This is a genomic window from Devosia sp. Root436 (assembly GCF_001426345.1).
Lineage (GTDB): Bacteria > Pseudomonadota > Alphaproteobacteria > Rhizobiales > Devosiaceae > Devosia.
The window spans coordinates 104,155-122,296 of sequence record NZ_LMEM01000015.1 but is presented as its reverse complement, the minus strand read 5'-3'; the positions used below and the strand labels follow the sequence as shown (position 1 = coordinate 122,296).

Sequence of the window (18,142 nt, the reverse complement as noted above, 5' to 3'; positions counted from 1 at the left end):
GCATAGGCCCTCATGGCGTCCTCGCCGCCACGGTGGCCCGCTCGACCAGCGGGATTTCGAGCTTGGTGATCATGGCGCGATGCGAGCGGTCCAGAAGCGCCATATCCACCAGCAGTTCCACCGCCCGGCGGCCCATGTCGTAATTGGGCACGTGGCAGGTGGTCAGCGGCGGACGCAGGTGGCGCGAGAGTTCGAGGTCGTTGTAGCCGATCACCGAAACATCGCCGGGCACGCTGAGCCCGAGGTCGGAAATCGCTTCCATGGCGCCCAGCGCCATCAGGTCGTTGGCGCAGAAAATCGCCGTCGGCGGCAGCCGCAGCTTCATCAGCTCGATCGTGTGGTCGTAGCCGCTGGCCGAGGTCCAGTCGCCCTCGCGTACCAATTCCGCGTCGGCGCCGATATCGGCGGTCGCCAGGGCCTCGCGATAGCCCTTGAGGCGGTCGCGCGAGGCGTCCATCCAGGCTTCGCCGCCGATGATGGCGATGCGGCGATGACCCTTGGACAGCAGATGCTGGGTGGCGGCGAACCCGCCGGCCACCTCGCCCGGCAGCAGGGTAGGGTGGAGGCGGTCGGCCGTATAGCAATTGACCAGCACCGTCGGCAGAGCCCTCGGCACGATCGGCGCCTCGACCTCGCGGGTAAAGTGCGTGGCATAGATGATCCCGAGCACCGAAGGCTCGCGGGCGATGGCGGCCAGGGTTTCGGTCTCAATGGCCTGGTTGCCCCGCGTCACATGCACCTGCAGCAGGCACTCGGCCGCCCAGGCCGCGTCGCGCGCGCCATCGACATGCAGCACCGGATGCGGGCTCAGCGATAGCTCGTCGACCACATAGGCGATGATGTTGCGGCCGGTCCCTGCGGCGGGTGCCGCCTTCTTGCGCGCCCGGCGCTCGGGCAGGTGGTAGCCTAGGGATTTGGCGGTCGCCAGCACATGCTGGCGTGTTGCCTCCGAAAGCCGCGCGCCCGGCGGATCGTTCAGCACCAGCGAAACGCAGGACTGCGATACCCCCGCCGCCCGCGCCACATCGATCATGGTCGGTCCCGTGGGGGACGCTTTCTTTGCCATGGATTCTCCGTCGGCGCGGTCTCCTTCCGCGCACTCCGATCATTCATATTCGCAAAAATATGAGCATGCAATGAGCTAACGAGAAATTTAGATGGTTGGAAAGATGGGTAGATAATGCTTTGATATCAAAAGGAAATTGTCGAATGAAATCGATTGAACCGCAGGGCCTTGCCATCCTCGATTGGCGCTGGTAGCCATTGCAAAGTTGATAATATTAGCAGGGAGGGAGCCGATGGAGCAGCGGGCGATAGCGCACGCCGATCTTCCGATCGCCGTTCTCACGGCGTCGGACGATATCCTTGGCGAATGCCCGAACTGGGCCGAAGAAGAAGAGGCGCTTTACTGGATCGATGTGCGCGGCAAGCTTATTCGCCGACGCGACCATCGGACCGGCGAACTGAAAAGCTGGCCCGCGCCCGATCTCATCGGCTGCCTGGCATTGCGCCGCAAGGGCGGGGCGGTGGTCGGCCTGCGCCAGGGCATCGCCACTTTCGATTTTGCCACCGGCGCCTTCGCCATGATCTCCGAGCCGCATCCGGGCCAGCCCGACATGCGCTTCAACGATGGCCATTGCGACCGCCAGGGGCGCTTCTGGGCCGGCAGCATGAACGACGTCACCCGCCAGCCGGTCGGCCACCTCTATCGCATCGACGAGCGCGGCACGACGCGCATGCTCGATCTCGTAGTGGTGCCCAACAGCCTCTGCTGGTCGCCCGATGGCACGGTGATGTATTTCGCCGATGGTCGCGAACCCATCATCTGGGCCTTCGATTTCGATACGCGAACCGGCGACCCCTCCAATCGCCGCATCTTCGTGGATACCGGCGATTTGGGTATTCCCGATGGCGCCACTGTCGATGCCGAGGGTTGCCTGTGGAGCGCGCAATATGGTGCCGCCGCCATCAATCGATTTTCTCCCGAGGGGCAGTTGATCGGAACCATCCCGATGCCGGTGACGCAGCCCACCTGCGTCGCCTTCGGCGGTCCCGACCATGCGACGCTCTTCGTCACAACCGCCCGACAGCGCCTGTCGCCCGACATACTGGCCAGGGAACCGCTGGCCGGCGCACTGCTCTCCATCGTTCCCGGCGTCCGTGGCCTTCCCGAACCGAGATTTGCCCTATGACCACCACGATTTTCGGCAGCGGCGAGCATCAGTATCGCCTCGATGAGGGCTGGGGACGCCTGCCCGATGGCTGGATGCTCGGCGATGTCGCCGCGGTCGGCGTCGATGGCAAGGACAATGTCTATGTCTTCCATCGCGGCGAACATCCGATGATCGTGTTCGATCGCGACGGCAATTTCCTGCGCTCCTGGGGCGAGGACATCTTCAACCGTCCCCATGGCATCAGCATGGGTCCGGACGACACTATCTTTTGCACCGACGATGGCGACCACACCATGCGCCAGCTGACGCTGGACGGCAAAGTGCTGATGACTCTGGGCTATCCCGGCAAACCATCGGCCTACCAGAGCGGACAGCCATTCAATCGCTGTACCCACACCGCCCATGCGCCCAATGGCGATTTCTATGTCTCGGACGGCTACGGCAATGCCCGCGTGCATAAATATGCGCCGGACGGGCGGCATATCCTGTCCTGGGGCGAGCCGGGCACCGATCCGGGCCAGTTCAACCTGCCGCATAACCTGGTCTGCGACGAAGACGGCTATGTCTATGTCGCCGACCGCGAGAACCACCGCATCCAGGTGTTCGACGGCAACGGCAAATACGTGGCGCAGTGGAACAACCTGCATCGTCCCAGCGGCCTCTACATGACCCGGGGCAAATGCCCGATCTGCTTCATCGGCGAGATCGGCCCTTACCTGCGCGCCAATTTCGGCTGGCCCAATGTCGGCCCGCGCGTCAGCATCCTGTCCTATGAGGGGACGCTGCTCGCCCGCATCGGCACCGTCCCCTCCGCCGGCACCGGGCCGGGCCAGTTCATCTCGCCCCACGGCATCGCCGCCGACAGCCGCGGCGATATCTATGTCGGGGAGGTGTCCTATACCGGCTGGCCATCGCTGTTTCCGAACGAGCCGATACCCGAGGGCCTCCGCTGCCTGCAGAAATTCGTGAAGATCGAGACGCCGCAGAGCGCCGCCCCTGAGGAGAAATGACATGCAATTTTATGAACTGACCACCCTGACGACACCGGTCGGCTATCAGCGCGGCGAAAAGCTGGCGCGGCTGCTTTCGGGCGTCACCAATGCCCTGGCCGAACCGGGTTGCGGCGGCACGCTGCTCGGCTCCTGGCTTTCCGAATTCAGCCCGCAGAACCGCATCCTGGTGCTGCGCGGTTTCGACAGCCACGATGCGCTCCATGCCGAGCGGGAGCGGGTGCTGCGCCTCGCCAAGCCGTTCGGCGGCGATGAGCTGGTTGCCATTTCCATGGAAAGCTACGCCCAATTCCCCGACCTGCCGCCGATCGGGCCTGCCGATTTCGGCCCGGTCTATGAGTTCCGTACCTATAATCTGAAGATCGGCGGGCTGGTGCCGACGCTGGAAGCCTGGGGCAAGGCCATCCCCAACCGGGTCAAGGTCTCGCCTTTGGTGACGGTCATGTACGCGCTCGATGGCCCGCCGCGCTTCACCCATATCTGGGCCTACAAGAGCTTCGAGGACCGCCTGGCCAAGCGCGCCAAGGCGCTGGATCTCGGCGTCTGGCCGGCCAAGGGGGCGCCGGAATGGCTGATGACCGAGATGAAGTCGGAATGCTACCTCCCCACCTCCATCTCGCCGCTGCAATGAGTACCGGCTTGCTCATCGCGCCGCAGGCGCTGCGGGGCTGGGCCACGCGCTTGTTGGTCGCCCGCGACCTGCCGCCGGCGGATGCCGCGCTGGTCGTCGATGCACTGGTCGATACGAGCCTGCGCGGCGTCGATACCCATGGCCTCGCCCTGCTGCCCAATTATTTGGACCTGCTCGAAAAGGGGGTGACCAATCCTCGCCCCCAGGTCGACATCGCTTCGCATGGCGCCTTCCTCAAGGTGGATGCGGATCGGGGATTGGGGCAGGTGGTGGTCACCCGCGTTTTGGATCGGGCCATCGACATGGCCCGCACTTCCGGCTCGGTCGCCGCCACCATCGGGCAGGTGGGTCATCTGGGCGCATTGGGCTATTTCGCCCGCCGCGCCACCGACGCCGGTATGATCGCACTGGTGCTGCAGAACGGGCCGGCGCTGATGGGCCTGCCGGGCTCGACCGCGCGCGCTATCGGCAACAACCCGATCGCTTTCGGCATACCGGCGCCCGGTCGCCCGCCTGTCATCTTCGACGTGGCCACCAGCGAGGCCGCCTATGGCAAGCTGCTCGGCGCCTCGGCAAGGAACGAGCCCATTCCCGGTGGCTGGGCCATGGACAGCCAGGGGCGACCGACCAACGACGCGCGGGCCGCGATGGATGGAATTCTTCTGCCCTCGGGCGGGGCAAAGGGCATTGGGCTGGCCATGCTGGTGGAGGCACTGGCGGGCAGTCTCAGCGGCACCCGTCCCGCCGCCAATGGCAACATCTTTGGCGCCTTCCTCATGGTGGTCGATCCGTCCGCCGGCCATGCCGGCTTTGCGAGCGATCTGACCCAATGGCTCGATCTCTATGCCGCCTCCGGTCCCGATGCGCGCTATCCCGGACAGCGCGCCCAGGCCATTTTCGAGCAGCGTTCCCGCGACGGCATACCGGTCGCGGCCGGGCTGCATGAAAAGCTCGTCGCCACCGGCAGGACTGTCGGCATTCCGCTCACCGCCTGATGCAAGGGAGAAGATGATGGTCAGTTTCCGGCTTTCCAACCCCACCGAGATCCTGTTCGGGCCAGGGCAGATCGCGGCCTTGCCCGAGCTGCTGCCCGCCGATGCGCGCGTGCTGCTGCTCTATGGCGGCGGCAGCATCAAAACCAATGGCGTTTATGATTCCGTCGTCGCGGGCCTTGCCGGCCATTCCTGGGTCGAGTTCGGCGGCGTCGAAACCAACCCGGTCTACGAGACCATTGCGATAGCGGCGGACCTGGCGCGCGCCTCGCGCAGCAATTTCATCCTCGGGGTTGGCGGTGGTTCGGTCATCGACGCGGCCAAGTTTCTCGCCGCGATCGTTCCCATCACCTGCGGTGATGCCTGGGATGCCCTGCGTACCGGGCCGGCCCCCACCAATGTCCTGCCGGTGGGCGCCATATTGACGCTGCCGGCAACTGGCTCGGAGAGCAACGCCGTTTCGGTCATCTCCCATGCCGGCCGGCATCTGAAACTGCCCTTTGCCAACCAGGCGGCCCGGCCGCGCTTCGCCATTCTCGATCCCGCGACCATGAAGAGCCTCAGCCGACGCCAGCTGGAAAACGGCGTCGTCGATGCCTTCACCCACATACTCGAGCAATATCTGACCTACCCGGTCAACGCGCCGGTGCAGTCCGGCTTCAGCGAGACATTGCTCGATGTCCTGATCGAATGGGGCCCGAGACTGCTCGACGAGAACAGCGACGAGGCCCGTGAAAATGTCATGTGGGTGGCCAACCAGGCGCTGAATGGCCTGATCGGCGCCGGCGTGCCGCAGGATTGGTCCACCCATATGATCGGCCATGCCATCACCGCCCTGCATGGCACCGATCATGCCCGGACCCTGACCATGGTGATGCCCAGCGTGCTGCGCAGCCAGCTCGATGCCAAGCTGCCGGTCCTGGCGCGCTATGCAAGGCGGGTCTGGAAGCTTGATATAGCCGATGACATTTTGGCCGCGGAGGCCGGCATCGCCGCCACCGAAGCTTTCTTTGCGCGCATGGGCTGCCCCACGCGCACCGCCGGCCTCGACGCGGACGCGGTGGTCGATCATATCGCGATGGCCGGACAGTTCCCGCTGGGCGAGAATGGGACCATCGACGCCGACGTCGTGCGCGACATATTGCGCCGCGCCGCCTAGCCGCGGCAGAGGAGTTGCCATGAAGAAGCTCATCAATGATCCCCGCCACCTGGTGCGGGAACTGCTGGAGGGGACCGTCGATCTGGCGCCCGGCCTGGCGCTGCTGGAAGGCGAGAATGTCGTCATCCGCCGCGAGCTGCCGCCACCGGCCCAGCGCAAGGTGGCAGTCCTGTCGGGCGGCGGCAGCGGGCATGAGCCGGCCCATGCCGGCTATGTCGGCGCTGGCATGCTGACGGCCGCCATTGCCGGGGACGTCTTCACCTCGCCTTCGACCGACGCCGTGCTTGCGGCGATCCTCGCCGTCTCCGGCCCGGCCGGTGCGCTGCTGGTGGTCAAGAACTATACCGGCGACCGGCTCAATTTCGGGCTGGCTGCCGAACTGGCGCGGCAGCAGGGCATCCCGGTCGAAATCGTCGTCGTGGCCGACGACGTCTCATTGCGCGCCATGGTCGAGCGCGAGCGCCGCCGCGGCATTGCGGGCACGGTGCTGATCCACAAGCTGGCCGGCGCCGCTGCCGAGGCCGGCCGCCCGCTGGGCGAGATTGCCGACATCGCCCGCCGCGCCGCCGCCGATATGGGCTCGATGGGGGTGGGGCTGGGTGCCTGCATCGTCCCGGCCGCCGGCGTTCCCGGCTTTGCGCTGGGCGAAAACGAAATTGAATTCGGCCTCGGCATCCATGGCGAAAAGGGCGTTGAGCGCACCGCCATCCGCAGCGCCGATGCCATCGTCGAAGCGCTGCTCGATGCCATCGTTTCGGATCTGGCATTGGCGCCCGGCGCCCGCGTCGCCCTCCTGGTCAATGGCCTCGGCGGCACCGCACCCATGGAACTGGCCATCGTCGCGCGCGCCGCTCTGGCGAATTTGCGGAGCCGTGGCGTGGCCGTCGAGCGGGCCTGGTCGGGCAATTTCATGACCGCGATCGAAATGCCCGGCTGTTCGCTGACCTTGCTGCCGCTCGACGCGCAGCGTGACACACTGTTCGATGCCGCCACCGACGTACCGGTCTGGCCCGGCAATGGCCGCATAGCCTCCCAACGCGCCGTCGTACCGGCGGCACCGCCGCCGGCCGTACCGCCCGGTATTCCCGGTCCATTGACGCCGACCCTGCGGAAGCTGGCTTTGGCGGTCGCCCAGGCATTGGAAGTGGCCGAGGACCGGCTGACCGATCTCGATGCCAAGGCGGGCGATGGCGATCTCGGCGCCAGCATGGCGCGCGGCGCCGCTGCCATCCGCGCCTTGCCGGATGACAGCTTTGCCAATCCAGGCCGCCTGCTGGCCGATCTGGGCAATGCGCTGCGCCGGGCCATCGCCGGCAGCTCCGGTCCCTTCTACGCCACGGCTTTGTTGCGGGCCTCTGCCCAATTGCGCGACGTGCCGGAACCGCGCGCTTCCGACTGGCTCGCGGCTCTTGAGGCAGCCATTGCCGCCATCACCGATCTGGGCGGGGCCAAGGCAGGCGACCGCACCATGGTCGATGCGCTGCTGCCCGCTTTGGCCGCCGGACGGGCAGGGGCCAGTCTCGCCGGCATCGCGGCTGCCGCCGAAATTGGCGCCGAGGCCACCACCGCCATGCACCCGGCACTCGGTCGCGCCAGCTATCTCGGCGAGCGCGCCATTGGGACACCGGACGGTGGCGCCGTGGCCGTCGCCACCTGGCTGCGAGCCCTGGCGGAGGCTATCCGATGAAGTTTGCCAGCATTTCCACTGGCCATGGCCCGCGCTATGGCATCGTCCGCGCCGATAGCCTGCAATTGGTGTCCGGCGAATGGCAGCAGCGCTTTCCCTCGCTGCGCCACGCCATTGCGCACGACGCGCTCCATCAGATCGCCGCAGCGGCGAACGGGGAGACCCTGCCACTCCATGACCTCACCTACCTGCCGGTCATCCCCGATCCCGGCAAGGTGATCTGCGTCGGCAAGAACTATGCGGCCCATGCCGCCGAAAGCGGCGACGAGCCGGCCAGCTTCCCCAATCTCTTCGCACGCTTCACCGAAACGCTGGTTGGCCACCGCCAACCCATGATCCTGCCTCGCCTCTCGTCGGATTTCGATTATGAAGGCGAACTCGCCATCGTTATCGGCAAGGCCGGCCGCCATATTCCGGCCGCGGAAGCCCTTGCCCATATCGCCGGCTATACCTGCTTCAACGATGGCTCGCTGCGCGACTACCAGTTCGGCCATTCATTGCTGGCCGGGAAGAACTTTGCCGCAACCGGCAGCCTTGGCCCGGTCATGGTGACGGCCGACGAGGTGCCCGACCCGCAGGATCTGCAGGTGCTGACGCGGGTCAATGGCGAGACTGTCCAGCACGGCTTTACCCGGGACATGATCTTTGATTGTGCGGCGCTGGTGGCCTATGTCTCGGGCTTCATCGCGCTCGCTCCCGGCGACATCATTGCCACCGGAACGCCCGAAGGCGTCGGCTTTGCCCAAAAGCCGCCGCGCTGGCTCAAGCCGGGCGACCGCGTGGAAGTCGAAATTCCCGGTATCGGCCTGCTCGGCAATACCATCGTGGCCGAACCGGCCTAGACCGGCTTGGTACCGCCTCGGTCCTATAGTATAGGTCGCCGCAACCGAAACACCGCCCCCGCTTCGGATCGAACGGGTCGCCTTTGCTTGCAGGACGGAGCGCACACCAAACCGTGCAACGCATTGATACCGCACAGACAGCCATCGTGAATCGCGCCCGCCGCTTTTCCGTAGCCCCGATGATGGATTGGACCGATCGTCATTGCCGGTTCCTCCACCGTCTGCTGACGCGCGAGGCTTTGCTGTTCACCGAAATGGTCACCAGCGCCGCCATCGTGCATGGCGATGCCCAGCGCCATCTGCGCTTTGACGCCTTCGAGCAGCCCGTCGCACTGCAATTGGGCGGCTCCGACCCAGCCGAGCTGGCCAATGCCACGCGCCTCGCCGAGGCCTTCGGCTATGCCGAGATCAACCTCAATGTCGGTTGCCCCTCCGATCGCGTGCAGTCGGGCCGCTTCGGCGCCTGCCTCATGGCCGAACCCGACCTGGTGGCCGATTGCGTGCGCGCCATGCGCGAAGTCACCGACCGGCCGGTGACCGTCAAATGCCGCATCGGCATCGACGATCAGGATACCGAGGAAAGCCTCGACCGCTTCGCCGATGCCATGGTCGCCTCAGGCGTCGACGCACTCTATGTCCATGCCCGCAAGGCCTGGCTCAAGGGCCTCTCCCCCAAGGAAAACCGCACCATCCCGCCGCTCGATTACGAGCGCGTGCATCGCCTGCGCGCCCGCCTGGCCCCGCTGCCGGTGATGATCAATGGCGGCCTCGAAACCCTCGAAGCCGCCGAAGCCGAACTGGCCCACATGGACGGCGTCATGCTCGGCCGCGCCGCCTATCACAGCCCCATGCTGCTGGCCGAAGTCGATCGCCGCTTTTTCGGCGCCACGACCGATATCCCCACGCTCGAGGCCATCATGCAGGCCATGGCCGGCTATGCCGACCGCGAGGCTGCCGGGGGCACGCGCATCAACAATATCGCCCGCCACATGCTCGGCCTCGCCAACGGCCTGCCCGGCGCCCGCCAGTTTCGCCAGATCCTCAGCGTCGACGCCTGCAGGCCCGGCGCGGATTCGTCCATCATGTTCCGCGCGCTGGACGCCGTCACTCGCCCACGCCTGGCGGAGGCGAGTTAGGTCCAAACCACGCCCTCGTGGTTCGAGGGTCGCTGCGCTCCCGCCTCACCATGAGGGCTACTTTTGGCTCGGTGTTCCAGTAGCCCTCATGGTGAGGTGCGAGCTCTTCGCGAGCCTCGAACCACGAGGGCGTGGCACATCAATCCAGCAGCTCCAGCGAATTCTGCGTCACGCTGTAGCGGCTGAGCGTTTCCAGGAATGTCATGCCCAGCAGGCTCGTATCCAGCGCGCCGCTTTCGGTGATGAAGGCCACCACGCCCTCGCGCGCAATGCCGCCCACCTCGATGCGGTCGAGCCGCACCCGCGCCGCCCGCCCGGTGCCATTGGCGGTGGATACCGGAATGGTGAAGGCCAGCCCCTTGGTATCGATCCCCGCCGCCTTGGCATCGGCGATGGTCAGCACCACGGCGCTGGCGCCGGTGTCGAAGATCATTGGCGTCGTATGCCCGTTGACCGTGGCGTTGATCTCGAAATGCCCGCCCATGCCGCGGCGGAACGTGGCGCTGCCGGCCTCGGCATCGATCACCGCCACGCCCGGGCGGAATTCTCCGGCAATGCGCGCCGCCACGCCCGTCAACTCATCCCGATAGGCATAGGTCAGCGCCGCGACCCCGAAAATGCCGGCCCACAGCAACACGCCGCCCATCAGTTCCGAGGCCTTGCGCCGCCGCGTGAACAGCCCGCCCGCAAACACGATCAGGATCACCAGCAAGGGCACCAGTTGCCCCGTCTGCGCCTGCGTCAGCCCCACCATGCTGCCGGCATCGGCGCTGATGAGCAGCGCTATGCCCACCGCGATGACCAGCGCAATGCCGATGAAGATCATGCCTGCGCCTCCGTCCGGTTCGTGTTGTCCTTCAAGACGATAAAGGCATCGCCCACGCCAATTTCAAGGCTGGAACCGGCAGAAGGTTCCCTGTCAGGCAAACGGCAGCAATCCCGCCAGCACCGCAATCTCCACCAGCGCCCCCAGTGCCCCGATCAGGTCGCCGGTCTGCCCGCCCACCAGTCGCCGGCATAGTGCCGTCCACCCCGCGATCACCGCCACGGCCAGCAGCAGCGCCACGCCAAGCCCCACGAGACTCGTCGCCGGCCCGCCCAGCAGGAACAGCAGCACCGATGCAAACACCCCGCCCACCGCAAAGCCCCGCAGCGGCAGCCGCCCCGCCGTCGCCGATGCGCCGTCCGCCCGTGCCGGCGGCAGCGCCACCGCCACCCATAGCGCGCCCGAGCGTCCGGCAATGCTGGCTGCCAGCCACATCGCCCCCGCTACCAGCGGGTTGATCGCCGCGACCGCCCCCAAAGCCGTCACCCGCAGCAGCAGGAACAGGCAAAGCGCCGCCACCCCATAGGTGCCGTGCCGGCTGTCCTTCATGATCTCCAGCCGTCGCTCGATCGTGTGCCCGCCAAACAGCCCATCGGCGGCATCAGCCAGGGCATCCTCGGCCATCGCCCCGCTTGCTGTCACCATGGCGCCCACCGCCAGCGCCGCTGCAAAATAGCTCGGCAGCCCGACCAGCACGCCACCGATCAGCAGCAAGGTGGGCCCGATGCCGATGACCACGCTGGCCAGCGGCAGCGCCATGGCGATGCGGCCCAGGTCCGGCGTCTGATGCGGCGTTTCCCCTGTCGGCAGCCGCGAAAAGAAACGCAAAGCCATGATGAAGTCATCGCGCAGCCCGATGCCCCCGGCAGGCGCGCGGGGGCCGCTCGGTTCGGCTGGTTCGACGGAAGGTTCATCCAGGTTCAATTGCTTTTCGTCCTGCAATCGGCAACAAGTCCCGTCCTTCCTAACCCGAACCAGACCGACTCGCCATGCCCCCGATCAGCCCCGCCTATGCCGATGTCATCGAGCTCCTGACGCTGCCGCCCGATGGCGACGAAGCCGCGGTGGCAGCCGTCCGCGCCCGCGATGCGCAACTTACCAAGCCGGCCGGATCGCTCGGCGCGCTGGAGGGACTGGTCGAATTTCTCGCGCGCTGGCAGGGCAGGGCACAGCCCCGGCTCGACAACCCCATGGTCACCATCTTCGCCGGCAATCACGGCGTCACCGACCAGGGCGTCTCCGCCTTTCCGCGCGAAGTGACGGCCCAGATGGTCGCCAATTTCACCAATGGCGGCGCCGCCATCTCCCAGATTTGCGCCCTCCACGAAATCAACCTGCGCGTGTTCGAGCTGGCCCTCGAATTGCCCACTGGCGATATCACCCTCGAACCCGCGCTCGACGACAAGATGTGCGCCGCCACCATCGCCTATGGCATGGAAGCCATTGCCGGCAAGCCGGACCTGATCTGCATCGGCGAAATGGGCATCGGCAATACCACTGTCGCCGCAGCTATCTACGCCGCACTTTATGGCGGCACCGGCGCCGATTGGGTCGGCCGCGGCACCGGCGTCGATGATGCAGGGTTGACCCGCAAGGCCGATGCCGTCGATCGCGCCCTGGCCCGCCATGCCGGTGAGCTTGATCATCCGCTGGCCATCCTGGCCCGCCTCGGCGGCCGCGAAATCGCCGCCATGCTTGGCGCCCTGCTTGCCGCCCGCCACCAGAAAGTGCCCGTCATCGTCGATGGCTTCGTCGCCACCGCGGCAGCCGCCATCGCCCACGCCGTCAATCCGGCCGCCATCGACCACTGCATTTTCGCCCATGTCTCGGCTGAATCCGCCCACGCCCGCGCCTTGCAGGCCATGGACCGGAAGGGCCTGCTCGATCTCGGCATGCGCCTCGGCGAAGGCAGCGGCGCCGCCCTGGCCGCCGTCCTGGCGAAAACCGCCCTCCACCTCCACAACAACATGGCCACCTTCGAAAGCGCTGCCGTCAGCGGCAAGGAAGGTTGATTTGCGATTTGTACCTAGGAGTGGTACATTGGTGCAGATGGTGGTGATCCATGATCGGCAGCTTTCGCGACAACTGGCTTGAAGCGTTCTTCGTAGATGACGTGAGGTCGTCGCGCATCCCGCCTGATTTGGAGCAACGCCTGTTTCGGAAGTTGCAGATGTTGGATGACGCGGTTTCCGAGCAGGACTTGCGGGTGCCGCCGAGCAATCACTGCGAGAAACTGCGTGGTCAGCTTGATGGCTGGCATTCGATCAGGGTCAACCAGCGCTGGCGGCTGATCTTTCGTTGGGCCGATGGCCAGCTTGATCAGGTTTATCTCGATGATCACAGCTATAGGTGAGGTCGATCATGTTGCAGACGACGCGTAGGCCGGTAACGGTGGGAGAAATTCTGCTGGAAGAGTTTCTCGGGCCATTGGGGCTGACCCAGGGGGCTTTGGCTGATGCCATGGGCGTACAACGCAAGCACGTGAACGAGCTCTGCAACAACAGGCGGAGCGTCACGGCGCCGACGGCGCTCATCCTTGCTCGGGTTCTCGGTACGACGCCCGATTTCTGGCTGAACGTGCAGCGTCGCACCGATCTCTGGAACGCCATGAACGACCCGCAGGAGCGCGAACGCATCGAGCGCGCGCATCCCCTGAATACGGCTGCCTAACCCGCTTCCGAGAAGATTTCGAGCTTGTTGCGCTTCTCCACCACCGGCGCCAGCGCATCCATGACCCGCGCCCGCGGGAAGGTGGCGATGACCTCGGTGCCGAAGCGCAGCTTGCTGAACAGGTCGAACCGTCCCTGATGCAGTTCCATGATCTTCTGCACGATGGGCAGGCCCAGCCCGGCGCCCTGTTCGGCCGTCTTCTGCGCCAGCGAGCCCTGGCCGAATGAGGAGAGCACGGTCTCGATCTCATCCTCGGGAATGCCCGGCCCGTTATCCTTGACCGAGATGAACTGCCCGCCATCCCCGCTGCGCGTCACCACCAGGGTCACCTTGCCATGTTGCGGCGTGAACTTGATGGCGTTGCTCAAAAGGTTCAGCACCACCTGGCGGATGGCGCGCTCGTCGCCCCAGAGCTTGGGCAGGTTGTTGCCGACATTGTAGACCAGCTCGATGCCCTTGGACTTGGCGCGCAGTTCCATCATGCGGCGGCAATCCTCGGCGATATCCACCAGCGACACCACTTCCTCATTGAGCTCATACTTGCCCGCCTCGATGCGGCTCAGGTCGAGCAATTCGTTGATGAGGTTGAGCAGGTGCTGGCCGCTGCCATGGATGTCCCCGGCATATTCCTTGTATTGCGGCACCTGATGGGGCCCCAGCAGTTCCGATTTCAGCACCTCGGAAAAGCCGATAATGGCGTTGAGCGGCGTGCGCAGCTCATGGCTCATCGTAGCGAGGAATTGCGACTTGGCGATATTGGCCTGTTCGGCATGCCGGCGCGCTTCGTCCGACATCTGCCGCGCTTCTTCCAGCTCGCCGATCAGCGCGTCTTTTTCCGCCTGGTGCGAAATGGTTTCGAGCTCGGTCCCGTGCAACTGGCGCGCCAGGTAGACGAAGAAGATTTCGCCGCAGATGGCCACCGCGCCCAGCGTGTAGTTGAGCGTGCCGCCTAGCGCGATGAGGTTGGCCGAAACCGTCAGCGTCACCGGCAGCGTGCTCATCAGCGTGGCCGGGGGCAGGGTATGGGTTGCCACCGAATTGGCCGCCACGCTCACCAGCACCATGGCGAACATCACAGGCGTCAGCGTTTCGGGCTGCGCAACCAGCGTGAACAGGGCCAGCATCGACCAGGCCAGGCCATAGACCAGTTCGCCGGCAATGAATGTCGTGGTCCACTGGCTGGCATTGAACTTGCTGGGATCGCTGGTCTTGAACCGCCGCGCCATCAGGATGACGATCAGCAGGCTCAGGATCACCAGTCCGGCCCAGAGCGAGGTGAAGACCACCGGCACCCACAGGCTCGACACCACGGACAGGATGACCACGATAGCCGCCATCGGCAGCGCCGCATTGATGCGGGACTGCGCATAGTCGTGCATCAGTTCGAAATCGAAATCGGCGCGCGTGCCCGAGCTCGAGGTCAGGCGCTGGCGCGCATCCAGCACGGTCTTCTGCGCCGCGCGCTTGCCGTCGCGTCCCATCTGTGAACGGACGTCATCGATGACAGCCGGCTGCGAGGCCATGGAACTCGTTACTCGTTACTAAATGATGCGAACAGAACACGCATTCGCTACGCTACGCTCAACACTAGCGAGCGCGTAGTTAACGGGCGGTGAAATCCTGCAGCGGCGAAGTCGGCGCAATACCATCTTTCGCGGCCCCGGCGGGGCGATCCTGGCCATCGTTGTCCTGGTCGTCCTCGCCTTGGTTGCCGCTGCGCTCGATCGCCCACCTTCCCCGGTTTCCGGCCGGGGCCGCGCCAGCGATGGCGACAGCTTCCGCCTCGGCGACGATCGCATCCGCCTGCTCGGCCTCGATGCGCCCGAACTGGCCCAGGCCTGCACCAATGCCGATGGCCGCAACTGGCCCTGCGGCCGCGTGGCGCGCGACCGAATGGCGGACCTCCTGGCCGCCGGCCCGGCCGATTGCCGGCCCGAGGATGTGGACCAATATGATCGGCTGCTGGCCACCTGCCTTGTCGCCGGCCGCGATCTGGGCGCCGTGATGGTGGCCGAAGGCCTTGCCGTCGCTTCGGGCCGCTACTGGACCGAGGACGCCGCCGCCCGCCGCGACCGTCTGGGCATCTGGGCCGGCGACTTCGCTGCCCCTCGCACCTGGCGCGACGACCACCCGCGCCCGCAGGGCATAAGCGGCTGGCTCTCCGGCCTGGCCTTCTGACCCGATGGCCCGCAGACCTCACAGCGAGCCTGTCGAACCCCGAGGTCGGGCGGACGAAGCCGGATGGTTAACAAACCCCTCACGCAGTCCCATCACTTCCCAGGCGCAAGATTATTGCTAATCCGGCGCGGACGTGGCAGGTATTTCGCCAATTTCGGACTGAATTGAACCGAAATCGGAAATCTGATTTCGCGGGGGTAATATGGCGCTGGACAAGATCGACCGGAAAATTCTCACGCTTCTGCAGAAGGATGCCACGATGCCGGTGGCCGAAATCGGCCGCAAGGTAGGTCTCTCCACCACCCCATGCTGGCGCCGCATCCAGAAGATGGAAGAAGACGGCGTCATTCAGCGTCGCGTCGCCGTGCTCGACCCGTCCAAGGTCAATGTCGGCGTCACCGTCTTCGTTTCGGTCAAGACCAACGAGCACAATGACGCCTGGATGCGCAAATTCGCCGGCGTCATCGATGAATTCCCCGAAGTGGTCGAGTTCTACCGCATGAGCGGCGAGGTCGATTACTTGATGCGGGTCGTGGTGCCCGATATCGGCGCCTATGACGCCTTCTACAAACGGCTCATCAGCAAGATCAATCTGACCGATGTCAGCTCCGCCTTCGCCATGGGCCAGATCAAATATACCACGGCCCTCCCGCTTGATTTCGCCATCGTGGTCGACGACGACAAATGAACGGCCTTGTCGGTTTTGAACATGTCGGCATGACATGTGGGGACCTGGATCGCACCATCGCCTTCTATTGCGGATTGCTGGGTCTCACCCTGGCCCTGCGCAAGAAGAACGAGCGCGGCGAGATGGCCTTTCTCGATACCGGCAGCGGCATGCTCGAAATCGCCTGTCCCGATGCCGACATCGCCCGCTCGCGCGACGTGCCGCCCCATGAAGCCGGCATGCGCCACCTGACCTTCGCCTTCGAGAGCGTCGACGCCATCTTCGAAAAGCTGGCTGCCGCCGGCGTCGAGCTCATCGAGCCGCCGCGCCCGGCCTATTTCATCGAAATGATCAAGCGCGTCGCCTTCGTCCGCGACCCCGACGGCACCATCGTCGAACTGATCGAACGCGCCGATCGCAGGAGCTAGGACAGGCTCGCCTTGCGCGGGCGGCCGCCCTTGGCGCCATTGGCGCGACTGGCGGCCACCTTGGCTGCCGAGCGGGATTGCCCGCCCTTGCGCTGGCCCGCCATGAATTGTGCTGTGCCGAAAATGCCCTGCATCAGCCCGGCAATGGTAAAATCGATATCCCGGCTTGGCCAATGCAGGCCCGTCTCGCCGGCCAACTCGACCTCGGCCAGTTCTGCATCTGTGGCGTCCTCCAGGCCCTGTAGCGCGCGGGCCGGCACCAGCAAGGCTGCGCCATTGGTGAATTCCACGATGAGCCGTGCCGTGCGCTCGTCGAACCGCACCGCCGCAGGCACGGGCATATTTGCCCGTTCACCTTCGCCACGCCGGGTCGCCGCCTCGTACCGGCTGTCTTCGAGCTTGATGTCACCCATGGATTTCATGCCACCTTTCAAGGAACGCTTCGCGGTGTTCCTGGACGATGCCGAGCGCCCGGACGAGGTCGCGCCTGCTCATGCCGCGATTGGAAATTGCCGCGACTTCAACAATGTCGATCCGCGCTTCCCCGTCGCCATAGACATTGAGATGCGCCGGTTCATGGTCGTTGGTGTAGATGACAAACCGGAAGCCAGCGACGCGGAGTACCGTAATCATCGGTAAGATAACCTAACTCGTTGGGTTATTCAAGGTTGAGACGGCCTCGCCCAGCACATCCAGCAAATCCCGCCGCCCGCCATCCGGCAACGCCAGCCGCAGTCGTTGCACGCTGTGGTCATTATAGAGGCTCACCATGAAGTCCTCGACGCCAAGGGCGCCATACTCGGCCAGCGGTACTTCAACCGCCTCGATCACGACAGCCAGATCCGTCGACCCGGCGCACAGCGCCATGATCAGCCCGAGGGCAGGGGAGCCCGCCGCCAGCTCCGCCCGAAATGCCAGGACATCCTCCGCATCCGGCCTGGCCGCGAACATCCGGTCCACATAGGCGTCCACCAGCGCCGCGACCAGCATCGCCTTGCGCCGCGACAGCGGCGCGGCCTGCGCTGCCCGACATTCGGCTGCCAGATAGGCCCGATGCTGGTCCAGGCTATCCAAGATGCTTGCGGAAGAAGTCGAGCGTGCGCGCCGAGGCCTTGGTGCAGGCCGCCTCGTTGAAATTGCCCGGCCGGTCGCTGTTACAGAAGCCGTGCCCGGCCGGATAGGTATGGATCCCCACATCCGGATACCGCGCCTTCAAGGCCTCGATCTGCTCCAGCGGAATGCCCTTGTCCTGGTCGCCATAGTGCATTTCCAGCGGAATGGTCGGCGCCAGGTCGATATAGTTGGGCACGCCCCCGCCGTAATAGCCCGACGCCGCGCTGAGCCCCATGCCGTGATGCGCCGCGCGCCAGCTCACCGCCCCGCCGAAGCAATAGCCGGTAATGCCCACCTTGCCGCCGGCCTTGGCCGCTTCGATGGCTGCGGCCACGTCGAGCAGCGCCGTCTGGTGGTCGAACTGCTTCATAAGCCCGCCAATCACCTCGAACTGTTCGGGCGTATAGCTGTCGCTCTCGTAGCCGAACTCCACCCGGTCGAACATGGCTGGCGCCACCGCCAGATAGCCATGCCGGGCGAAACGGTCCACCACGCTCCGTATCCAGGTATTGAGCCCCCACACCTCCTGGATGAGCACCACCCCGCCGCGCGGCTTGCCCTCGGGCGCCGCACGATAGGCATTGAGGGTAAAGCCGTCGCTGGCTGTCAGTTTGATCCGTTCGCCCATT

The 18,142-nt window shown here is 65.4% G+C and carries 22 protein-coding genes; 14 read left to right on the top strand and 8 right to left on the bottom strand.

All coding sequences use genetic code 11. The features are described 5' to 3' along the window. Positions 1 to 10: 10 nt before the first annotated feature. Positions 11 to 1,066: a LacI family DNA-binding transcriptional regulator gene (locus ASD04_RS18035; protein WP_056260026.1), complete on the bottom strand. Its 1,056-nt coding sequence runs from the start codon at positions 1,064 to 1,066 to the stop codon at positions 11 to 13. A gap of 232 nt (positions 1,067 to 1,298) precedes the next feature. Here ASD04_RS18035 and ASD04_RS18030 point away from each other — a divergent pair, with 232 nt between their 5' ends. The 8 genes from ASD04_RS18030 to dusA all read left to right on the top strand — a co-directional run bounded on the left by ASD04_RS18030 (position 1,299) and on the right by dusA (position 9,631). After that, positions 1,299 to 2,192 carry an SMP-30/gluconolactonase/LRE family protein gene (locus tag ASD04_RS18030; protein ID WP_056260025.1) on the top strand — a complete coding sequence of 298 codons (894 nt, stop codon included), beginning with the start codon at positions 1,299 to 1,301 and terminating at the stop codon, positions 2,190 to 2,192. Further along, the gene (locus ASD04_RS18025; protein WP_056260022.1) at positions 2,189 to 3,184 is read left to right on the top strand and encodes a peptidyl-alpha-hydroxyglycine alpha-amidating lyase family protein; all 996 of its coding nucleotides are present in this window, start codon (positions 2,189 to 2,191) and stop codon (positions 3,182 to 3,184) included. Before ASD04_RS18030 ends, ASD04_RS18025 begins: the two co-directional genes overlap by 4 nt. A gap of 1 nt (position 3,185) precedes the next feature. After that, positions 3,186 to 3,815 carry an NIPSNAP family protein gene (locus tag ASD04_RS18020; RefSeq protein ID WP_056260019.1) on the top strand — a complete coding sequence of 210 codons (630 nt, stop codon included), beginning with the start codon at positions 3,186 to 3,188 and terminating at the stop codon, positions 3,813 to 3,815. 8 nt (positions 3,816 to 3,823) lie between these two features. Beyond that, positions 3,824 to 4,810 carry an Ldh family oxidoreductase gene (locus ASD04_RS18015; protein ID WP_162245158.1) on the top strand — a complete coding sequence of 329 codons (987 nt, stop codon included), beginning with the start codon at positions 3,824 to 3,826 and terminating at the stop codon, positions 4,808 to 4,810. Between the two features lie 16 nt (positions 4,811 to 4,826). Continuing rightward, complete coding sequence (locus ASD04_RS18010; protein WP_056260016.1) at positions 4,827 to 5,966, top strand: iron-containing alcohol dehydrogenase; 1,140 nt, start codon at positions 4,827 to 4,829, stop codon at positions 5,964 to 5,966. Between the two features lie 19 nt (positions 5,967 to 5,985). Then, entirely contained in the window at positions 5,986 to 7,653 is a 1,668-nt protein-coding gene (locus ASD04_RS18005) for a dihydroxyacetone kinase family protein (RefSeq protein WP_056260014.1), read from the top strand. Continuing rightward, positions 7,650 to 8,495: a fumarylacetoacetate hydrolase family protein gene (locus ASD04_RS18000; protein WP_056260012.1), complete on the top strand. Its 846-nt coding sequence runs from the start codon at positions 7,650 to 7,652 to the stop codon at positions 8,493 to 8,495. Before ASD04_RS18005 ends, ASD04_RS18000 begins: the two co-directional genes overlap by 4 nt. Positions 8,496 to 8,617: 122 nt before the next feature. Next, positions 8,618 to 9,631, top strand: coding sequence for a tRNA dihydrouridine(20/20a) synthase DusA (gene dusA / locus ASD04_RS17995; protein ID WP_280137689.1), 1,014 nt, complete (start codon positions 8,618 to 8,620; stop codon positions 9,629 to 9,631). Positions 9,632 to 9,770: 139 nt separating this feature from the next. Here dusA and ASD04_RS17990 read toward each other — a convergent pair whose 3' ends face one another. Then, the gene (locus ASD04_RS17990) at positions 9,771 to 10,457 is read right to left on the bottom strand and encodes a TIGR02281 family clan AA aspartic protease (protein WP_056260010.1); all 687 of its coding nucleotides are present in this window, start codon (positions 10,455 to 10,457) and stop codon (positions 9,771 to 9,773) included. A 93-nt stretch (positions 10,458 to 10,550) separates the two neighbouring features. Next, positions 10,551 to 11,381 carry an adenosylcobinamide-GDP ribazoletransferase gene (locus ASD04_RS17985; RefSeq protein WP_156461325.1) on the bottom strand — a complete coding sequence of 277 codons (831 nt, stop codon included), beginning with the start codon at positions 11,379 to 11,381 and terminating at the stop codon, positions 10,551 to 10,553. 65 nt (positions 11,382 to 11,446) lie between these two features. On the opposite strand from ASD04_RS17985, the gene cobT reads away from it, so the two are divergent. From cobT to ASD04_RS17970, 3 genes are read left to right on the top strand one after another with little or no spacing between them, the layout of a single operon-like run. Further along, the gene (gene cobT, locus ASD04_RS17980) at positions 11,447 to 12,469 is read left to right on the top strand and encodes a nicotinate-nucleotide--dimethylbenzimidazole phosphoribosyltransferase (RefSeq protein WP_056260006.1); all 1,023 of its coding nucleotides are present in this window, start codon (positions 11,447 to 11,449) and stop codon (positions 12,467 to 12,469) included. A 50-nt stretch (positions 12,470 to 12,519) separates the two neighbouring features. After that, positions 12,520 to 12,810 carry a type II toxin-antitoxin system RelE/ParE family toxin gene (locus ASD04_RS17975; RefSeq protein ID WP_056260004.1) on the top strand — a complete coding sequence of 97 codons (291 nt, stop codon included), beginning with the start codon at positions 12,520 to 12,522 and terminating at the stop codon, positions 12,808 to 12,810. 8 nt (positions 12,811 to 12,818) lie between these two features. After that, entirely contained in the window at positions 12,819 to 13,127 is a 309-nt protein-coding gene (locus ASD04_RS17970; RefSeq protein ID WP_056260002.1) for a HigA family addiction module antitoxin, read from the top strand. On the opposite strand, the gene ASD04_RS17965 is transcribed toward ASD04_RS17970, so the two are convergent. Then, entirely contained in the window at positions 13,124 to 14,650 is a 1,527-nt protein-coding gene (locus tag ASD04_RS17965) for a HAMP domain-containing sensor histidine kinase (protein ID WP_056260000.1), read from the bottom strand. The genes ASD04_RS17970 and ASD04_RS17965 overlap by 4 nt on opposite strands. Before the next feature lie 181 nt (positions 14,651 to 14,831). On the opposite strand from ASD04_RS17965, the gene ASD04_RS17960 reads away from it, so the two are divergent. From ASD04_RS17960 to ASD04_RS17950, 3 genes are all read left to right on the top strand, one after another. Continuing rightward, on the top strand, positions 14,832 to 15,305 hold the full coding sequence (locus ASD04_RS17960; protein WP_056259998.1) for a thermonuclease family protein: 474 nt from the start codon (positions 14,832 to 14,834) through the stop codon (positions 15,303 to 15,305). 208 nt (positions 15,306 to 15,513) lie between these two features. After that, positions 15,514 to 15,993 (top strand): Lrp/AsnC family transcriptional regulator, encoded by a 480-nt coding sequence (locus ASD04_RS17955; RefSeq protein WP_056228174.1) that lies wholly within the window; start codon positions 15,514 to 15,516, stop codon positions 15,991 to 15,993. Further along, positions 15,990 to 16,400, top strand: coding sequence for a VOC family protein (locus ASD04_RS17950; RefSeq protein ID WP_056259996.1), 411 nt, complete (start codon positions 15,990 to 15,992; stop codon positions 16,398 to 16,400). Before ASD04_RS17955 ends, ASD04_RS17950 begins: the two co-directional genes overlap by 4 nt. Here ASD04_RS17950 and ASD04_RS17945 read toward each other — a convergent pair. Genes ASD04_RS17945 through ASD04_RS17930 form a run of 4 tightly spaced genes read right to left on the bottom strand, consistent with a single transcriptional unit; the run spans position 16,397 to position 18,141 of the window. After that, positions 16,397 to 16,813: a DUF2442 domain-containing protein gene (locus tag ASD04_RS17945; RefSeq protein ID WP_056259994.1), complete on the bottom strand. Its 417-nt coding sequence runs from the start codon at positions 16,811 to 16,813 to the stop codon at positions 16,397 to 16,399. The genes ASD04_RS17950 and ASD04_RS17945 overlap by 4 nt on opposite strands. After that, positions 16,806 to 17,033, bottom strand: a complete 228-nt coding sequence (locus ASD04_RS17940) for a DUF4160 domain-containing protein (RefSeq protein ID WP_056259991.1) — start codon at positions 17,031 to 17,033, stop codon at positions 16,806 to 16,808. Before ASD04_RS17940 ends, ASD04_RS17945 begins: the two co-directional genes overlap by 8 nt. Positions 17,034 to 17,045: 12 nt before the next feature. Further along, a complete protein-coding gene (locus ASD04_RS17935; protein ID WP_056259990.1) occupies positions 17,046 to 17,474 on the bottom strand; it encodes a hypothetical protein in 429 nt (142 codons plus the stop codon). Continuing rightward, the gene (locus ASD04_RS17930; RefSeq protein ID WP_056259988.1) at positions 17,467 to 18,141 is read right to left on the bottom strand and encodes a dienelactone hydrolase family protein; all 675 of its coding nucleotides are present in this window, start codon (positions 18,139 to 18,141) and stop codon (positions 17,467 to 17,469) included. The genes ASD04_RS17935 and ASD04_RS17930 overlap by 8 nt, the downstream gene beginning before the upstream one ends. Between the last annotated feature and the right edge of the window lies 1 nt (position 18,142).